Below are 16,920 nucleotides of genomic sequence, written 5' to 3' on the forward strand. Positions count from 1 at the left end.
TTGCTTATTGCAGCTATCTTATCTGCCATCATGAGTACTATCGATTCGCAGTTGTTAGTCTGCTCTAGCGTGATCACCGAGGATTTTTATCTTAAATGGTTGCGTCCACAAGCCAGCAGTAAAGATGGATACAGGCACAATAATTAAGGCTATTAACATTAAGCAGCCTTGAAAGAAGTCAGTCCAACTCACCGCAAAAAAACCGCCGACAAAGGTATAAGATACAATAATAAATGAGCCTATTAATAAGGCGACGGTATAATCGAGACCAAAGACTTTTTCAAATAATATTGCGCCGCCGACCATGCCTGAGGAGGCATAAAAAGTGAAAAAGATCAGAATCGTTAATGCGGAAACTAATTTTAATAGCCCATGAGAGTCATTAAAACGGTTCTCAAAAAAGTCGGGTAAGGTTAGTGAATTATTGGCCACTTGGGTATAAATACGCAGACGCTTAGCGACAAATAGCCAATTAAGCCAAGCGCCAAACACTAATCCAAAACCAATCCATGCTTCACCCAAGCCACTTAGATACACTGCCCCTGGCAAACCCAGTAATAACCAGCCCGACATATCTGATGCACCCACACTAAGAGCGGTGACTGCGGGGCCCATTTTTCGTCCGCCAAGAATATAATCATCGACAGTATCGGTTTTGCGGTAGGCCCAGTACCCAATACCCATCATTAAGGCCAAGTATCCTATAAAGGTAATGAGGATCGGTGTTTGAATATCCATATAGTTCTCAAGAGATTATTTTTGTGTTCGACATGCTAGCAGAAGTTAGAGATAGTTCACACTTTGAATTATTCAAGTGTAAAAAAAATCCGCTATTCAATGAAGTAGCGGATTTTAGATTGTCACCGACAGTGTTTAAATAAAGGTATTTTCAACTTCTTTTTTGACAAACTCAAGATTAGAAGCTGGTTCTCCCACCAAGACCATATAGGCATCGGCTGTTTGAAAACTTTGACCTTTATATTGGTTATCAGCAAAAGCTTCTTCTAATACAATACGCTTCTCAATGGGCACAATGAACAAGGTGACCTTATTGCCATTCTCGTCAGCCATGACTAAATGCAATGATTTGACACCTTGAAAATCACAATATGAGGTGAAAAAAACACGCCCTGGTTGTTTGATAAACTTTGAGTCACTCAATCCATCGACACTGGCGAGTTTAAAATTAACATCATTAAAGCCAATATCCTGTTCCATGATTAATGCTTTGGTTTCATGGTGTACATGAGCTAGCGAGTTTTCGCTTAAGTTTACTGGCGTAAAACGTAATAAACTAAAACTGACTCCGACGATAAAAGCCACTGATGCAGCCACCGCCATCATGTAGCGAGTATGTTTTTTGCTTTGTTGATGTTGGCTTAATTGCTGTCGCAAAATCAATTTATCAGCTAAATCATCTGGGACACTAATATTGAGTGCTTGCATGAGTTTATGGTCAAATGCTTTTAGATCTTTGATAAATTTTGCATCATCTTCATGTTCAGCTAAATGAGTTAAAAATTCATCTGACTGATTATTGGGGTCACCGTATGCTTGGCGACGAAACTGTAGATCATCCATTTGATTGACCTCTTACCTCTGGTGCTTCGAGAGCGTCTTTTAACTGGTTTCTGGCTCTAAATAAACGCGTCATTACCGTATTTCGATTCAGTTCAAGTATGGCGGCAATTTCATCGCCACTAAACCCGCCAATCAGCTGCAATAACAAAGGTTCTCGGTATTCAATATCGAGTTTACCAATTTGACGACGCAACCAATACTGTTCAGTGTCTTCTTCATGACTTGTGGATAATACATCCTCAAGTAAATCTTGTTCTACGTCGCTGTAGTTAAATTGTTTACGTTCAAAACGTCTGGCATTTTCACGCCTTAAAATTGTGATCAGCCATGCCTTAGCAGCTTTATCATCGTTTAACGAGTCTAAAGACCGCCACGCTCTTAAGAACGTCTCTTGGGTGATATCCTCAGCAACATGTTTATCACCACATAACCAAAAGGCGTAGCGAAATATGTCGGTATGAAGTGCCCTGACAAGGCTATCGTATCGTCGTTGTTTTGTTAGCATCTCAGATAAGACCGCGGGTTCGGACTTTTTCTTTCGCAGGGAATCGAACATTTTTTAACTTTGTTGAGTTAATAATAACTAACAGCTTAAAAAGCGGGGGGATTAATAGCAAGCTAAATAGCAGAACCTGTCTGCTATTTAGCTTTTAAATATTAGGGATTTAGTTGTTTAATTAATGATTTTTTACCTGCATCAGGTTGCCGATAAGCCAAAATCGCATCCATAAGTGATTTTTTGTCAATTGCTTGTGGATGATTACTGTATTTATCTGCTTGTAATTTATTCAGTGCCGCCGACAGTTGCTCAGATAAGCTACTGATTTGCGTTAGCGTCATAAATTTTCCGAAGCGTTCACTAAAATAGCCTTGTACAGCGACAATAGCATCACTGCTATCGTTACGGTCACATGCATCGATAATAGCATCGAGGCCTTTTGCGTTGGTTTTAGGCTTTGTTTTTTGACTTTTATTGTCATCATCTGTGTATGGCTGTGCTCGGTTTGCCGATACCGCCTTACGCCATAATACTAAGGTGATAAGCCATAATATACCCAGAACGGCACTCAATAGTGGCCAATATCCGCGACCTTGAACTGCGCTAAAATTATCAACGGGTGGAATGTCTGTGGTTGCCGTTGAGCTGCCGATTACGTTAATTGTTCGTTCTGGTAACGTGGCAAATTGTTGTTTTTTAAGATGTGGGTTCCACCAAGGTACACGGATCTCAGGTAGGGTATAGGTTCCTGGTTTTGTTGGCACAATCGCGGTAGTGATACTGTATTGCGACACGACTTGGTTGTCGCGAACAAAAGTTTGTCTTACTGGTTTTTCTGGGTAGGCTTTTAAGCCTTCAGTCAGCGGAATATCAATATCTGGTAAACTGGTGTCATCAGTATTGGATGCGATTAAACTAATTGAACGGGTAATTGGGCTACCGACTTCAAATTCACTAACATCTTCTGGCCAAGTTTCTTTTAATACTGCAATATCGCTGACTAACCATTTTCCTTTATAGCTTGGGGGAATAGGGTTGATTTGAATTACCTGCCTTTCGGCTGCAGTTTGTATTGGTCGACTTTCATTAAAACCAAACATACCTCCACGCCTAGGAGCCTCGACAATAACATCACCCGAAAAGCCGGCGCCATTAATCACCAACTCTCCAGGCAGATCAGCAATAATCCCATAAGTACGTTCAATCACTCTAAAACGGCGGCCATCGACAATTTCGCTTCCGTCTTTATCCTCACCGATTTGCTTGATTTGTGCCCCTTCAATGGCTGGAGCACTGAGCACTCCACGTTGTAATTCTACAGCAAGATACAATTTTACTTTATAGGTGATTAACTGGCCGACATAAGCATCAGAGGCACTCGTCGATATTCTCATGAATACATTTTCAGCTTTGTCGGCTGTTGTGCCTTGTGGGATCACTTTAAGATTAATCGGGTTTGAACTCACGCCTTTGATGTTAAATGCGGGAATGGTGATATTACCTACTGATTTAGGTGATAATAATATCTGCCAACGAGTTTCTTTTGTGGTGTCAAAATTAACCATTTTGGTACTGCGACCTACACTGGTTCTGCCGACAATAAAGTTTTTCAGTAATATCGAAGTGTCCAATTCGTTGGCACTGAGATCGTCATCAGCAGTTACATCGAGTACGAAGTATTCACCTGCAACCACAGGGTTACGGTCTACAGTTGCTTGTACTTGGCTCATTGCAAATACAGGGGCTGCAATAATCAATAGCAATAAGCTAAAAAAAGTTCTAATTACCACTGTTCATTATCCTCACGTGGTTGACTGTTTTGACGACGTTTTTGATATTCAAGTTGCATTTTATTACGGATTAATACTTGGGGATCTTCATTGATAGCGCGAAGAGCCCTTTCCATGTCCGCTGGCAGTGAATCTTGATTCATCTGCGATGCTGATACCATTTCAGCTGGTTTATCTTGCGAATTACCTTCGGCGTTTGCAAGGTCAGAAGCCTTAGCTGCGCTCATCTTCTGTTTATCATCAGTAGGCTGATCTTCATTTTTGCTCGCACTGGCTTGCATGCTAGATTCATTACTTTCAGGTGAGTCTTGCGATTGATCATTTTTGGGTGAACCCTTGTTATCATTAGTCTTTGGTGATGATTGTGGCTCTGAGCTATTTTGTTGTGAGTCATTTTTTTGCTCACCTGACGGCTGATCATTTGATGCTGATTGAGATTGTTTTTCATCTTGCTTTTGATCTTTTTCAGCTGACTTATCGCTGTCAGAGGAGCTATCATTACTGTCTTTAGATTGAGTTTCAGCGCGCTGATCTTGGTTTTGCTGACTCGATTGGTCTTGTTGACCTTGCTGGTTTTTTTGTTCACCGGGCTTAGACTTATCCGGTTCTGACTGTGGTGATTTGTCTTTATTAGAAGATTGCTCAGAAGATGAGTTTTGATCATCTTTTGAGTCGGATGAGTCTTGTTGTGATTTATCCGACTCTTGTTCTGATGAGTCTTTTTTCTGTTGTTCGAGCAGTTGTTGAGCTAAGGCTAAATTCTGTTCTGCTTCTATAAAAGGTGATTGCGCGGCAATCGCTTTTTGATAACGAGTAATGGCTTCTGGGTAGTTTTTCAACTGCATCAATGCATTACCTTGGTTGAATAACCCTTGGGCAGTATTATTTTGTTCAAACTCAGCCAGTGCCTGTTGATAATTACCCGCTTTGTAATGTGCAGAGGCGCGCCATTGAGTGTCTTTAAATTTGTCAGCAGCTTGAGCAAACTCACCTTGCTGAAAGGCCGATTCGGCTTGTTGATCTTGGGTTTGCCATAAATCTTGCCACATCGACGCTTGTGCTGGTTGACTGTGAGTTAGGCCAAACGCCATTGCTGCAGACAATAGCAAAACAGGATTAAGCATAACCGTTAATAATCCTTGTCTAAAACTCATTAATATTGGGATGACTAATAACATTGCCAGATATGGCCCGAGATCTTGCCAAGTCTCACCAGCGAGTTCTGTTTCACTCGCTTTGCCGTCTGAGGCTAACCATTGTGTAAGAGTTGAAATATCGCTGCCATCTGTTTGCGCTGGCACTAGGATACCCTGATGTTGCTTTACTAGTTTTTGTAATAAACCATAATCGGTTTTAGCGACAACCACTTCATTACTGTTATCTCGCAATAACTGACCATCAGCTAAACGGATCGGGGCGCCTTGTTTACTGCCAAATGCCATAATAGATAAACGATAACGGTCGTTGACGGCACTGGTTGCTTGATTAAATTGCTGTGCAGAAATGCCATCGGTCATGACAATAATGTCGCCACTGACATGGCCACCTTGAGCTAATAGTTTCTCTGCCAGTGATAATGCTGCTGCTAAATTAGATCCTTTGGTTGGCATAATATCAGGTGATAATGTGGGTAATAAATTTAAAATGGTGCTGCTATCACGAGTTAACGGGCTGATAGTGTAAGCGTCACCAGCGTAGGCAATGAGTCCTGTTTCGCCTTCTTTGAGTTCGTTTAGTAAATCGGTAGCTCTAAATTTAGCATAAGATAAGCGATTCGGGCTTAAGTCTGTGGCATACATAGACTGCGACATGTCCATAATGAGCACTCTACCTTGCTCAGTAGCAAATACCGGCAAACTTTGTTTATTCAACGCTGGGCCGGCAAGCGCAATCACTGCAATTATCCAGCAGGCAATCAGTACCCATTTAGGTTGATGAGTTTTCTCCACGGTTTGGGTCACCAGTAACTGACTTAAATGCGGGGAGATATATTGTTTCCATGCTGATTGCTGGCTATGTCTACGCCACAATAATGCACTTAATATCAATACTGGAATCATGCCCAATAGCCATTCAGGGCGAATGAAATGTATCATTGTTGATCCGCCTCTTTGCTAGACTTGATTTTAGGCCATAACTGATTTGGCCATTGTTGCTGCAAACTGATTAAGAAGCTAATTAGTAATGACATTAATAAAGGCCAATAAAATAATTCACTTTTTGGGCGGTAACTTAATTGATCTCGGCTTACCGGCTCTAACTTGTCTATTTCTTGATAAATGCTGTTTAACTCTTCACTGTTACGAGCTCTAAAATATCGACCTTTAGTGATGCTGGCTAATTTTTTGAGTTGCTCCTCGTCTAAATCCATTGAAGGATTAATTCGCTCTTTACCAAAAATAGTACGCCGTTCTAACATTTCTGCGCCCACGCCAATAGTGTAAATGGTGACATTACGTTTAGCCGCAATTTGGGCTGCGACTTCGGGGTCAATATTGCCAGCATTATTAGAACCGTCAGTGAGGAGAATTAGTACACGGTTACTTTCATCGACTTTATCAAAACGTTTTACCGCTAAGGCAATCGCTTCACCAATAGCGGTTTGCTTGCCTACTAGGCCTATTTGCGCATCATCTAAAAACGTGGCTACAGAGCGGCGATCTAGGGTCAACGGTGCTTGTAAATAGGCATGGTCTGCAAATAATATGAGTCCGAGCCGATCTCCTTTTCGACGCTCAATAAAATCACTTAATACATGCTGAATTAACGTAAATCGATTAACCGTTTGCCCGTTTATCACCATATCTTCAATTTGCATACTGCCCGATAAATCGACTGCCATCATTAAATCACGGCCTTTGGCGGGTAATTCAATCGGGTCTCCTAACCATTGTGGCCTTGCTATTGCTAATAGAAGAAAAGTCCACATTAACCAATACCGTTTACGACTCACTTTTTGATTGACCGCGTTTGAGTGTGTCATCGTAGTAGCGATGCCTGGTAACTGTAAATGTCCACCGGCACTGTCTATATTAATACGCTTAATCAATAACGGCAGTGGCAGTAAGAGTAATAACCATGGCCAGTAAAATGCTAACATTTGGCCTCCTGATGTGGATTGTTGGATATTAAGGTCGCATCACTAAAAGCATGCTTATTGTTGAGCCAAGCTTGTGCTAACTGGAGTAATTGGACTTTTTCGGCTTGATCTAAGCCGCTCGCTTGGTGACGCTTAACGAGTAATTGTCCTATTTTATGTTGTTGATCTGGCGCGAGACGAGTATCTAACCAATCAAACCAAGGTTGACCATTGAGTTTAGCGAGGTGTTCTCGTGGTAGATAAGTTAATGCGGTACGCTTGAGTAAGCTATTGACTTGTGCTGCAAAGCTATCATCTTCGACATTATAACTTTGTAAAAGTGTTAGGGCTATTTTGCGTGGAGCATGATATTGATGTTGTTTATATAAACGCTTGCCCAACCAAACGGCTAAAATAATCAATACGGCTGCGATTATCCAATATCCTGGCGCAATCGGCATGGTGCTGATCGGGGCGGGTAACGCAATATCGTGCAATTGAGCTAAAGCTGATGCGTTGGCATCAATTGGCATTGGTTGTGATGGTATGTTTGGCGTGGTCATTTAACGTAAAATATCCAATTGGGCACAGAGCGGTTTAGCGGCATCAATTAATTTTGGTTGCACTTTAATCAAATTCATTAAAGCAAAAAATTGTTGTTGCTGCGCTTGTTGATTCGCTAACCAAGCCTCGTAACTTTGCCGAGTTAAGGTCAATTGTTGTTGGCCATCTCGAACGGGTAAGGCAAATTGTTTTGGTAACGCCAAGGTTCCTTGTCTTAATGGATCGGTTACCACAAATGCTCCGATATCACAGTGACGTGATAACTCAGTTAATGGTGCTAAGCATTGTTGGTTAATATGTTGACCGTCGGTAATAATCCAGATTAGAGAACCAGGTTTTGCAATACGTTGTAAACGTTGACAGGCTTTAAACATATGGCCTGGATCAGGTGACAATTGATTAATTTGCTTTAATTGCTGCTGATGAACATCAATTAACCCCGACGTTAATTGCAAAATACCTTGGCGGCGACTTCGCGGTTTAAGTTCTAAGTGATTAGTTTCACTGGCGATTAACGCCCCAAGCCTGTCGCCATTATTGATTGCATTCCAACCTAATGTGGTCGCTAAATGGGCTATCTGGACAGATTGAAGTAATAATTGCGAGCCAAAATATGAGCTGTGGCTCAAATCTATCAACAGCAGGATAGGACGTTCGCGTTCTTCCACAAATAACTTAGTGTGCGCAACTCCGGTTCGCGCAGTTACTCGCCAGTCAATGGTTCGAACATCATCACCATTTTGGTAATGACGAACTTCAGCAAACTCCATACCGCGGCCTTTTATTTGACTGCTTCGATGGCCCGACAAGGCTGCTTTTGCCCGCGATTTATGATCGGGGAGGGCGCGCGACAAGCTTTGGCAAGCAATTAATTCTTGCTCATTTAAGCTCATACCATCACTGTAAAGGGGTAATGAGTAGGTTTGGTTCATCATAATCTAATCATGCTCAATAATAAGTGCACCTATTGCAACATCTACGGTACGGCAACTTGACTCAGAATATGATCAATCACTTGATCTGCCGTAACACCTTCAGCTTGAGCTTGATAGCTGAGTAACAAGCGGTGTCGTAAAACATTAGGCGCAACCGCTTGAATATCTTCTGGCGATACAAAGTCTCGTTCATACAGCCAAGCACGTGCTCTTGCACAACGTTCTAATGAAATCGTGGCGCGCGGACTGACTCCATACTCGAGCCATTTTGCTAAATCTGCGCCATATCTTGCTGGTTGGCGAGTCGCCATAATAATCTCAACGATGTACTTTTCGAGTGGCTCAGCTAAATAAATATCTAATGCCTGATCTCTTGCTGCAAATACATCTGCTTGCGCAACAGGATCTATCGTTGGTAATTGGTGTGTCTTAGCCTCTTTACGGGACTGGCGTAAGATTTCGCATTCGGTTTCGGCATTGGGGTAATCGAGGTTTAAATGCATTAAAAAACGATCTAACTGTGCCTCAGGTAAGGGGTAGGTACCTTCGTTTTCGAGTGGGTTTTGGGTTGCCATGACTAAAAAAAGTGGCGGCAGAGGATAACTGTGTTTTCCTACAGTAACTTGGCCTTCAGCCATGGCTTCTAATAAAGCAGATTGTACTTTGGCAGGGGCTCGGTTAATTTCATCTGCAAGGATTAAGTTATGGAAAATGGGCCCTGCTTCAAATTCAAATGTACCGGTTTGTTGGCGATAAATATCGGTACCGGTTAAATCAGCAGGCAGCAAATCGGGCGTAAACTGAATACGATGAAACTCACCTTCGACACCGTCGCATAGTGCTTTTACCGCTCGCGTTTTTGCTAAACCTGGTGGACCTTCAACTAATAAATGACCATTTGCGATAAGTGCTATCAGCAAGTTTTCTGTTAATACGGGTTGACCTAAGACAACAGTATCTAAATAGGCGCGGAGTGAGTGAAAACGACTTAACGGCATAGTAGTACTCAATTTATTTAGTTGGCATTGGGTGTATTAAATCCTATGTTATGAATTCTATTGGTTTTTGGCTAGTAGGATTAACACAATTTAACTCTTTATGAAGTAGATAGTTGTAAACGCCTGTTTAAAACCGTTCAATAAAAAGTTAGAATCAGGTCACACTTTGATGGTCTGACCAGATTATCTGGCAACATATAAACTTACCGGCTGAGCCGAGATGAGCTAACAATAATAGAGGGTGACACATGAGTGATAGACAACAAGTAACGAATTCCCGGGGTGAACGCATTGCGATTGTTGCCGGTTTAAGAACACCATTTGCAAAACAAGCAACAGCCTTTCATGGCGTATCTGCGCTAGATATGGGCAAAATGGTGGTAAATGAGTTGCTGTCTCGCTCTGAAATTGATCCTCAATTAATTGAACAACTAGTGTATGGCCAAGTTGTACAAATGCCAGCAGCGCCAAATATAGCCCGTGAAATTGTACTGGGTACCGGAATGAATGTGTCAACTGATGCCTATTCTGTCACTCGAGCTTGTGCAACTAGTTTCCAGTCTGCGGTTAACGTCGCTGAGTCAATTATGACTGGCAACATTGAAATCGGTTTAGCGGGTGGTTCGGATTCTTCTTCTGTGTTACCGATTGGTGTATCAAAGAAGCTGGCACATGCTTTAGTCGACTTAAATAAAGCACGCACTTTTAAGCAGAAATTTGCGATTGCACGCCGTTTAGGTTTGAAAGACTTAATGCCTGTCCCGCCTGCGGTTGCTGAATATTCAACGGGTTTGTCTATGGGGCAAACCGCAGAACAAATGGCTAAGACTTATAGCATCAGTCGTGCCGATCAAGATGCATTAGCGCATCGTTCACATACATTAGCCACTGACACCTGGAATTCTGGCGTGCTTCAACAAGAGGTGATGACAGCTCATATTCCACCTTTTAAACAATTTATTGACCGCGATAATAATATTCGTGAAAACTCTGTATTAGAGTCTTATGCCAAATTACGTCCCGCATTTGATCGTAAACACGGTACCGTGACTGCCGCGAATAGTACGCCATTAACTGATGGTGCATCGGCAATCATTTTAATGAGTGAAGGTCGAGCCAAAGCTCTAGGTTATCAGCCAATTGGCTATATCAAAAGTTATGCATTTACCGCTATTGATGTTTGGCAAGATATGTTAATGGGGCCGTCTTATGCCACGCCATTAGCACTAAAACGCGCAGGAATGGAATTAGAAGATTTAACCCTCATTGAAATGCACGAAGCATTTGCGGCGCAAACATTAGCTAACATGCAAATGTTTGCTTCAAAGAAATTTGCTGCAGAGAAGTTAGGTCGTAGTCGCGCCATTGGCGAAATCGACATGAGTAAGTTTAATGTTTTGGGGGGCTCGTTGGCTTATGGCCATCCTTTTGCGGCAACCGGAACACGTTTGATTACCCAAGTGTGTCGAGAGCTTAAGCGTCGTGGTGGTGGAACTGGATTAGCGACAGCTTGTGCCGCAGGTGGTTTAGGTGTTGCAATGATTTTAGAGGTGGAGTAATGAGCATGGAAAAAACATTTAATTTAGCTCGTCGTGACGATGGTATTGCGATTTTAACAATGGATGTTCCTGGTGAAACCATGAACACCTTAAAAGAACAATTTGGCCCTGAAATTAGTGACATTTTAACCGAAATTAAAGCTGATAATAGTATTAAAGGCTTGGTGGTTATTTCTGGCAAGGCGGATTCATTTGTTGCTGGTGCTGATATCACAATGTTAGCCGCTTGCAAGAGTGAAGCTGATGCTAAAGCATTGTCACAACAAGGTCATGTGGTTTTTTCTGAGCTTGAAGGCTTATCCATTCCGGTTGTTGCCGCTATCAACGGTGCTTGTTTAGGCGGTGGTTTAGAGTTAGCGCTAGCGTGTCATTTACGTGTATGTAGCGATGATAAAAAAACCATGCTAGGTGTGCCTGAAGTACAACTAGGTCTGCTGCCTGGCGGCGGTGGTACACAGCGTTTACCTCGATTAGTCGGAATTGCAACTGCGTTAGATATGATGCTTACTGGCAAGCAAATTCGTCCTAAACAAGCATTAAAAATGGGTTTAGTGAATGATGTTGTCCCTAACTCTATTTTGCTTGAAACTGCGATTGAGCTAGCAAAAAAAGGCAAACAAGCTGCAAAACCTGTGGTGCAATCTAAAATTAATCAGTTTTTAGAATCATCTTCATTTACTCGCGATATTATGTTTGATCAAGCTCGCAAACAGGTAATGAAGAAAACTCAGGGTAATTATCCTGCACCTGCCAAAATTATTGATTGTGTTCGCCAAGGTATGAATAAAGGCATGGTGAAAGGGCTTGAGGTTGAAGCGACCCATTTTGCTAATTTGGTGATGTCAAAAGAGTCTGCTGCATTACGTAGCTTGTTCTTTGCCACTACGGAAATGAAAAAAGAAACCGGTGCTGAAGGCGCTGTGCCACGTAAAGTTAAAAAAGTAATGGTATTAGGTGGTGGTTTGATGGGCGGTGGTATTGCCTCTGTTACGACTACTAAAGCTAAAATTCCAGCACGTGTAAAAGACATTTCAGAGCAGGGACTCAGTAACGCACTATCATATGCTTACAAGCTTTTAGATAAAGGTGTAAAACGTCGTCACATGACACCCATCGCGCGTGATAATGTCATGGCATTAATGACAACAACCACTGAATATACCGGTATTAAAGATGCCGATATCGTGGTTGAAGCTGTATTTGAAGACTTAGCGCTTAAACATAAAATGGTTCAGGATGTTGAGCGTGAATGTGGTGAAAACACCATTTTTGCATCGAACACTTCATCTTTACCTATTGGTCAGATTGCTGCAGCGGCAAGCCGTCCTGAAAATGTGATCGGTTTACATTATTTCTCTCCGGTAGAAAAAATGCCCTTAGTTGAAGTTATTGCGCATAAAACCACATCACCCGAAACCATTGCTACTACAGTGGCGTTCGCACGCAAGCAAGGAAAGACACCTATCGTAGTTCAAGATGGTGCTGGTTTTTACGTTAACCGTATTCTAGCCCTGTATATGAACGAAGCGGCACAGTTATTACTTGAAGGTCAGCGTGTTGAGCATCTAGATCGCGCGTTAGTCAAGTTTGGTTTCCCTGTGGGGCCAATGACGTTGCTCGATGAAGTGGGCATTGACGTAGGAGCTAAAATTTCGCCAATTTTAGAAAAAGAGCTCGGCGATCGTTTTAAAGCCCCCGCAGCTTTTGACAAGTTATTAGCCGATGACCGTAAAGGTCGTAAAAATGGCAAAGGTTTCTACCAATACGGGCCTAAAGCTAAAAAAGCCAAATTGGTTGATGAATCAGTTTATAAGGTACTCGATATCGCAATAGCTTCAGATAAAGAAGCAAAAGATGTTGCAGAGCGTTGTACCATTCAAATGCTTAATGAAGCCGTTCGTTGTCTGGAAGAGGGGATTATTGCCTCTGCAAGAGATGGTGACATCGGTGCGATATTCGGTATTGGCTTCCCCCCATTCTTAGGTGGCCCGTTCCGTTATATCGACACCTTAGGTGCAAGCAATTTAGTGGCAACTTTACACGGCTATCAATCACTCTACGGTGACCGTTTCGCACCGTGCGACACGTTAGTCAAAATGGCCAGTGATGGAAGCCAATTTTATAAAAAGTAATAAGGCTGTTTTTATTTAGCGAATAAAAAGTTATCAAGTTGTAAGAAAGCGGCAATTGTTTGCCGCTTTTTTATTTATTTAAGGCATGCTTTTGCCTGATTTTTAATCAGATAGATGCCTCTTTAGGGTATAATACTCATTGTTGATGATGATAGCGTAAACTATTATGTGGGTGATATTTCGCCATTAAGCTGTCATAGCTTGGATCTGATGGCGTTAATATTATGACTTGCGAGTCAAAGATGAGTCGTAATGATGTGCTGGTAGGGATGAGATTTACAGAGTTATTTAATTTACTGACTTATTTGGAGTTAGCGATAATGCAGTTCAGTTGGTTATTCATGCTTGTTTTATTGAGTATTAGTAGTGGTTTTCTATTTGGTTTTGCAGCTTATAAGCATGGATTAGCAGTAAAGCGGTGGGGATGTGTTGGTTGTATACTAGGGCCACTTACTTACCCATTGTTTAGCACACACAAACGCTTAGCTGATATGAAGGTTTGGCGATATGGCCGTTATAGCATAGAAGGCTAATCTCATTTCAGTTTGTTATATCAAAATTCATATTTCAAATAACAAAAAAGGAGCTTATGCTCCTTTTTTATGGCTGATGGTTAACCATCAGTATCTTAAGAATTACTTCCACCAAGCTCTGGCTTGGATAACTTCAAGGTGATTTAAACCTTCAGGCAATTTTACTTTTTTACGAGCTGGTTTTGCTAAACCAAGTGCTATTTTTAGAGAAGTAAACATAGGGTTCTCCTTAAGCTATTTGAGTGTCTAGGACTTTAAGGCCCGGGATACTGGCTGTTTGCATGTCTAGCACTTTAAGGCCTGGGATACTGGCAGTTTGCATGTCCAGCACTTTAAGGCCCGGAATGCTGGCGGTTTGGGTGTCTAGCACTTTAAGGCCTGGGATACTGGCAGTTTGCATGTCTAACACTTTAAGGCCTGGGATACTGGCAGTTTGCATGTCCAGCACTTTAAGGCCCGGAATACTGGCAGTTTGCATGTCCAGCACTTTAAGGCCCGGAATGCTGGCGGTTTGGGAGTCTAGCACTTTAAGGCCTGGGATACTGGCGGTTTGGATGTCTAGCACTTTAAGGCCTGGGATACTGGCAGTTTGCATGTCTAGCACTTTAAGGCCAGGAATGCTGGCAGTTTGACTTTCGAGCTCATTTAGCGCGGTTACGCTAGCAAAAGATAATGCCGATAAAACTGCTACTGTAATCATTCCTTTAATCATTTTAATCTCTCTTATATTTAGTAATTCAGGCTCAGGGTTAAATAACAATATTATTTTGACAACTGAACTTGTACCTGCATTTGTTATGCCAAATATAAGAGAGAGTGATTTATTTTTTTATTTGGATTTCGTTGATGGTATCAAACTTAAGTTTATCGGCAGCAAGCATTAGCTCAAAGTCAGCTTCTCTAATAGGCTTACTATATATATATCCTTGAATTTCTTCACAATTAAGTGCTTTTAAGATGTTTAATTGAGCCGTTTGTTCTACACCTTCACCTACCACAGTCAGTCCCATATTGTGGGCTATGGTAATAATTGAATCGACCATCTTGAGATCTCGGTCGGATTTATCAATGTCATCGACAAAGGTTTTATCAATTTTTAAGCAGTTAATCGGGAATCTTTTTAGATATGACAAAGAGGAGTAACCGGTACCAAAGTCGTCAAGTGCCAAGCTAACGCCCATTTTTGCTAATTGTTGCATCACCTTAATCGCTTGCTCTGGATTTTTAATCACAGTCCCTTCAGTGATCTCAAGTTCTAAGTGTTTAGCTGGTAATTTTGTGAGTCGTAAAATTGACTCTATTCGTTGTTGCAGATCAGGAAGAGCGAATTGCCTTGACGATAAATTGACAGCGACTCGGCCACTAAACAGACCTGATTCGAGCCATTTTTGCGCAGCAAAGCAAGCTTTTCTTAGCACCACGTCGCCAATTTCAACAATCAAACCATTTTCTTCGGCTAAAGGAATAAATTCATTCGGTCCTATCAAGCCTAATTTAGGATGATTTAATCTTACTAATGCTTCCATACCGGTGAGACGATCTTTCTTCACATCAATTTTAGGTTGGTAATAGACTTCAAATAAATCGTCTTTGAGTGCTTCTCTGATTAAGGTTTCTATTTCAAGTTGACGTAATGCGTTTTGGTTTAATGATTCTGAATAGAACTGATAGCGATTACCACCACCAGATTTTGCGTGATACATGGCGATGTCTGCTTTACGTAATAATGCTTGCTCGTTTTGCTCATCTTCAGGGTAAAGCACAATACCAATACTAATACCAAGTACGAGTGAATCATTATTAAGAATAAAAGCTGGCTTTAAACAATTAATCACTTGTGTGGCAATGGCGGCGCATGCACCTATATCAGGATGTTGATCGACGAGTAAGGCAAATTCATCTCCTCCAAGGCGATATAGGCTGGCATGTTTGGGAATGGCTAATTTAATTCGCTCTGCTACACCAATTAATAAATCATCACCAATCTGATGGCCTAAAGAATCGTTAATACGCTTAAAATTATCTAAATCAAGCACCATTAACGTATGATGAATATCTTTTTTGACTAGGTTACTTAGTGTGACTTGCAAACTAGAACGATTAGGTAAACCGGTAAGTAAGTCATTGTTGGTCAGCTTTCTGAGCTCTTCTTCCTGTTGTTTACGACGTGTTATATCTGAGAAAACACCGACATAATGGCTGGTTTCGCCTTGTTCATTGTAGATGGCATCAATGGTTAGCTCCATTAAGAAGAAATTATCTTTACCTTTACTGGCTTCAATTTCGCCGCTCCAACGACCTTGTTGTTTTAGTAAGTTTCTTATTTGTTCAGAATAGCTCGCTGGGTAGCGAGTGAAGTTGAGTATTTCATCGACAAATTTTTCTCTTGTTAATTCACTGAGTTCGCAGCAAGCTTCATTTACTTCAACAAATTGATATTTTTCATCAAGAATAAACATCCCCTCAGAGATATTTTCAATAGCTCTTGCGAATAAACGCAATTGCTCTTCTGCTTGTTTTATATTATTGATGTCTTTAATCGTGCCAGTCATACGCAAAGGTCGATCTTTTTGGTCGCGCTCAACAATTTTTGCTCTATCTAAAATCCATATCCATTGCTGGTTACGTGCTTTGACTCGATATGCTATTTCAAAATGATCTGTCAGTGCGCTAAAGTGATCATTTAACGCTTTGGTCACCCGTTCTCTATCAAGAGGGTGGATATTACTTTCTTCATCAGGATTACCCGATCGACGACCGTCTTGAGGAAAGTCTAAAGAGCCCCAGATGTTCGAGCGGTAAATTTTGCCACTTTCAATATCCCAGTCCCACATCTCATCGCCACTTCCCCATAATGACAGTTTTAACCGCTCTTCACTTTGGGCTATTTGTTTTTGGATTTGTCTACGGCGAATTGCTGACTTTATAAATAAAGAAATTATAAATAAAGTAACAAGCATATATGTAAATAATGCTAATTTTGATAACCACCAAGGTGGAGTTATAGTCACTTTTAACTTTCTTTCTTCAGTTCGTTTCCCTGTTAGATTATTTTCTGCAAATAATCTAAATGTGTAATCCCCTGCCGATAAGTTTGTATACGTGACAGTGTCATTACCATTCGTAGATAACCAGTTTCTTTCTAAATCTTCTAGGTATTAAAATATTCAGATTATCCGTTTAGTATTAAGTTTAATGTTTTAGGTGATAGAAATGATGATTATGAATTCTTTTATTACCTAGAAGATTT

General features: G+C 41.2%; 12 protein-coding genes and 3 pseudogenes. 4 read left to right on the top strand and 11 right to left on the bottom strand.

Going from position 1 to position 16,920, the window contains the following annotated elements; genetic code table 11:
* Positions 1 to 126: pseudogene (locus H5185_RS16095) on the top strand (sodium:solute symporter family transporter); the annotation flags it as partial.
* Here H5185_RS16095 and H5185_RS16100 read toward each other — a convergent pair.
* The 9 genes and pseudogenes from H5185_RS16100 to H5185_RS16140 all read right to left on the bottom strand — a co-directional run.
* Positions 118 to 738, bottom strand: a pseudogene (locus H5185_RS16100) (sodium:solute symporter family transporter); the annotation flags it as partial. The pseudogenes H5185_RS16095 and H5185_RS16100 overlap by 9 nt on opposite strands.
* A gap of 135 nt (positions 739 to 873) precedes the next feature.
* Positions 874 to 1,581 carry a DUF3379 domain-containing protein gene (locus tag H5185_RS16105; RefSeq protein WP_182742607.1) on the bottom strand — a complete coding sequence of 236 codons (708 nt, stop codon included), beginning with the start codon at positions 1,579 to 1,581 and terminating at the stop codon, positions 874 to 876.
* Positions 1,574 to 2,137 carry a sigma-70 family RNA polymerase sigma factor gene (locus tag H5185_RS16110; RefSeq protein ID WP_124016313.1) on the bottom strand — a complete coding sequence of 188 codons (564 nt, stop codon included), beginning with the start codon at positions 2,135 to 2,137 and terminating at the stop codon, positions 1,574 to 1,576. Before H5185_RS16110 ends, H5185_RS16105 begins: the two co-directional genes overlap by 8 nt.
* Before the next feature lie 101 nt (positions 2,138 to 2,238).
* Positions 2,239 to 3,870, bottom strand: coding sequence for a BatD family protein (locus H5185_RS16115; protein WP_182742608.1), 1,632 nt, complete (start codon positions 3,868 to 3,870; stop codon positions 2,239 to 2,241).
* Complete coding sequence (locus H5185_RS16120; RefSeq protein WP_182742609.1) at positions 3,864 to 5,966, bottom strand: VWA domain-containing protein; 2,103 nt, start codon at positions 5,964 to 5,966, stop codon at positions 3,864 to 3,866. The genes H5185_RS16115 and H5185_RS16120 overlap by 7 nt, the downstream gene beginning before the upstream one ends.
* Positions 5,963 to 6,970, bottom strand: coding sequence for a VWA domain-containing protein (locus H5185_RS16125; protein ID WP_182742610.1), 1,008 nt, complete (start codon positions 6,968 to 6,970; stop codon positions 5,963 to 5,965). Before H5185_RS16125 ends, H5185_RS16120 begins: the two co-directional genes overlap by 4 nt.
* A complete protein-coding gene (locus H5185_RS16130; protein ID WP_182742611.1) occupies positions 6,964 to 7,512 on the bottom strand; it encodes a DUF4381 domain-containing protein in 549 nt (182 codons plus the stop codon). The genes H5185_RS16125 and H5185_RS16130 overlap by 7 nt, the downstream gene beginning before the upstream one ends.
* The gene (locus H5185_RS16135) at positions 7,513 to 8,448 is read right to left on the bottom strand and encodes a DUF58 domain-containing protein (protein ID WP_182742612.1); all 936 of its coding nucleotides are present in this window, start codon (positions 8,446 to 8,448) and stop codon (positions 7,513 to 7,515) included. It lies immediately after the preceding gene.
* A 41-nt stretch (positions 8,449 to 8,489) separates the two neighbouring features.
* Positions 8,490 to 9,446, bottom strand: a complete 957-nt coding sequence (locus tag H5185_RS16140) for a MoxR family ATPase (RefSeq protein ID WP_182723297.1) — start codon at positions 9,444 to 9,446, stop codon at positions 8,490 to 8,492.
* A 248-nt stretch (positions 9,447 to 9,694) separates the two neighbouring features.
* Between H5185_RS16140 and fadI the strand changes: the two genes are divergently transcribed.
* The 3 genes from fadI to H5185_RS16155 all read left to right on the top strand — a co-directional run bounded on the left by fadI (position 9,695) and on the right by H5185_RS16155 (position 13,670).
* Positions 9,695 to 11,005, top strand: coding sequence for an acetyl-CoA C-acyltransferase FadI (fadI, locus tag H5185_RS16145; protein WP_182698072.1), 1,311 nt, complete (start codon positions 9,695 to 9,697; stop codon positions 11,003 to 11,005).
* A gap of 5 nt (positions 11,006 to 11,010) precedes the next feature.
* Positions 11,011 to 13,137 (top strand): fatty acid oxidation complex subunit alpha FadJ, encoded by a 2,127-nt coding sequence (gene fadJ, locus H5185_RS16150; protein ID WP_182742613.1) that lies wholly within the window; start codon positions 11,011 to 11,013, stop codon positions 13,135 to 13,137.
* 242 nt (positions 13,138 to 13,379) lie between these two features.
* Complete coding sequence (locus tag H5185_RS16155; protein ID WP_235781780.1) at positions 13,380 to 13,670, top strand: hypothetical protein; 291 nt, start codon at positions 13,380 to 13,382, stop codon at positions 13,668 to 13,670.
* Between the two features lie 229 nt (positions 13,671 to 13,899).
* Here H5185_RS16155 and H5185_RS16160 read toward each other — a convergent pair whose 3' ends face one another.
* Together H5185_RS16160 and H5185_RS16165 are read right to left on the bottom strand one after the other, a co-directional pair.
* Complete coding sequence (locus H5185_RS16160) at positions 13,900 to 14,370, bottom strand: hypothetical protein (RefSeq protein WP_182742614.1); 471 nt, start codon at positions 14,368 to 14,370, stop codon at positions 13,900 to 13,902.
* Positions 14,371 to 14,491: 121 nt separating this feature from the next.
* A pseudogene (locus tag H5185_RS16165) lies at positions 14,492 to 16,816 on the bottom strand (EAL domain-containing protein); the annotation flags it as partial.
* Positions 16,817 to 16,920 lie beyond the last annotated feature (104 nt).

Origin of the sequence: Shewanella sp. SG44-6 (genome assembly GCF_014164185.1) — a bacterium.
GTDB lineage: Bacteria > Pseudomonadota > Gammaproteobacteria > Enterobacterales > Shewanellaceae > Shewanella > Shewanella vesiculosa.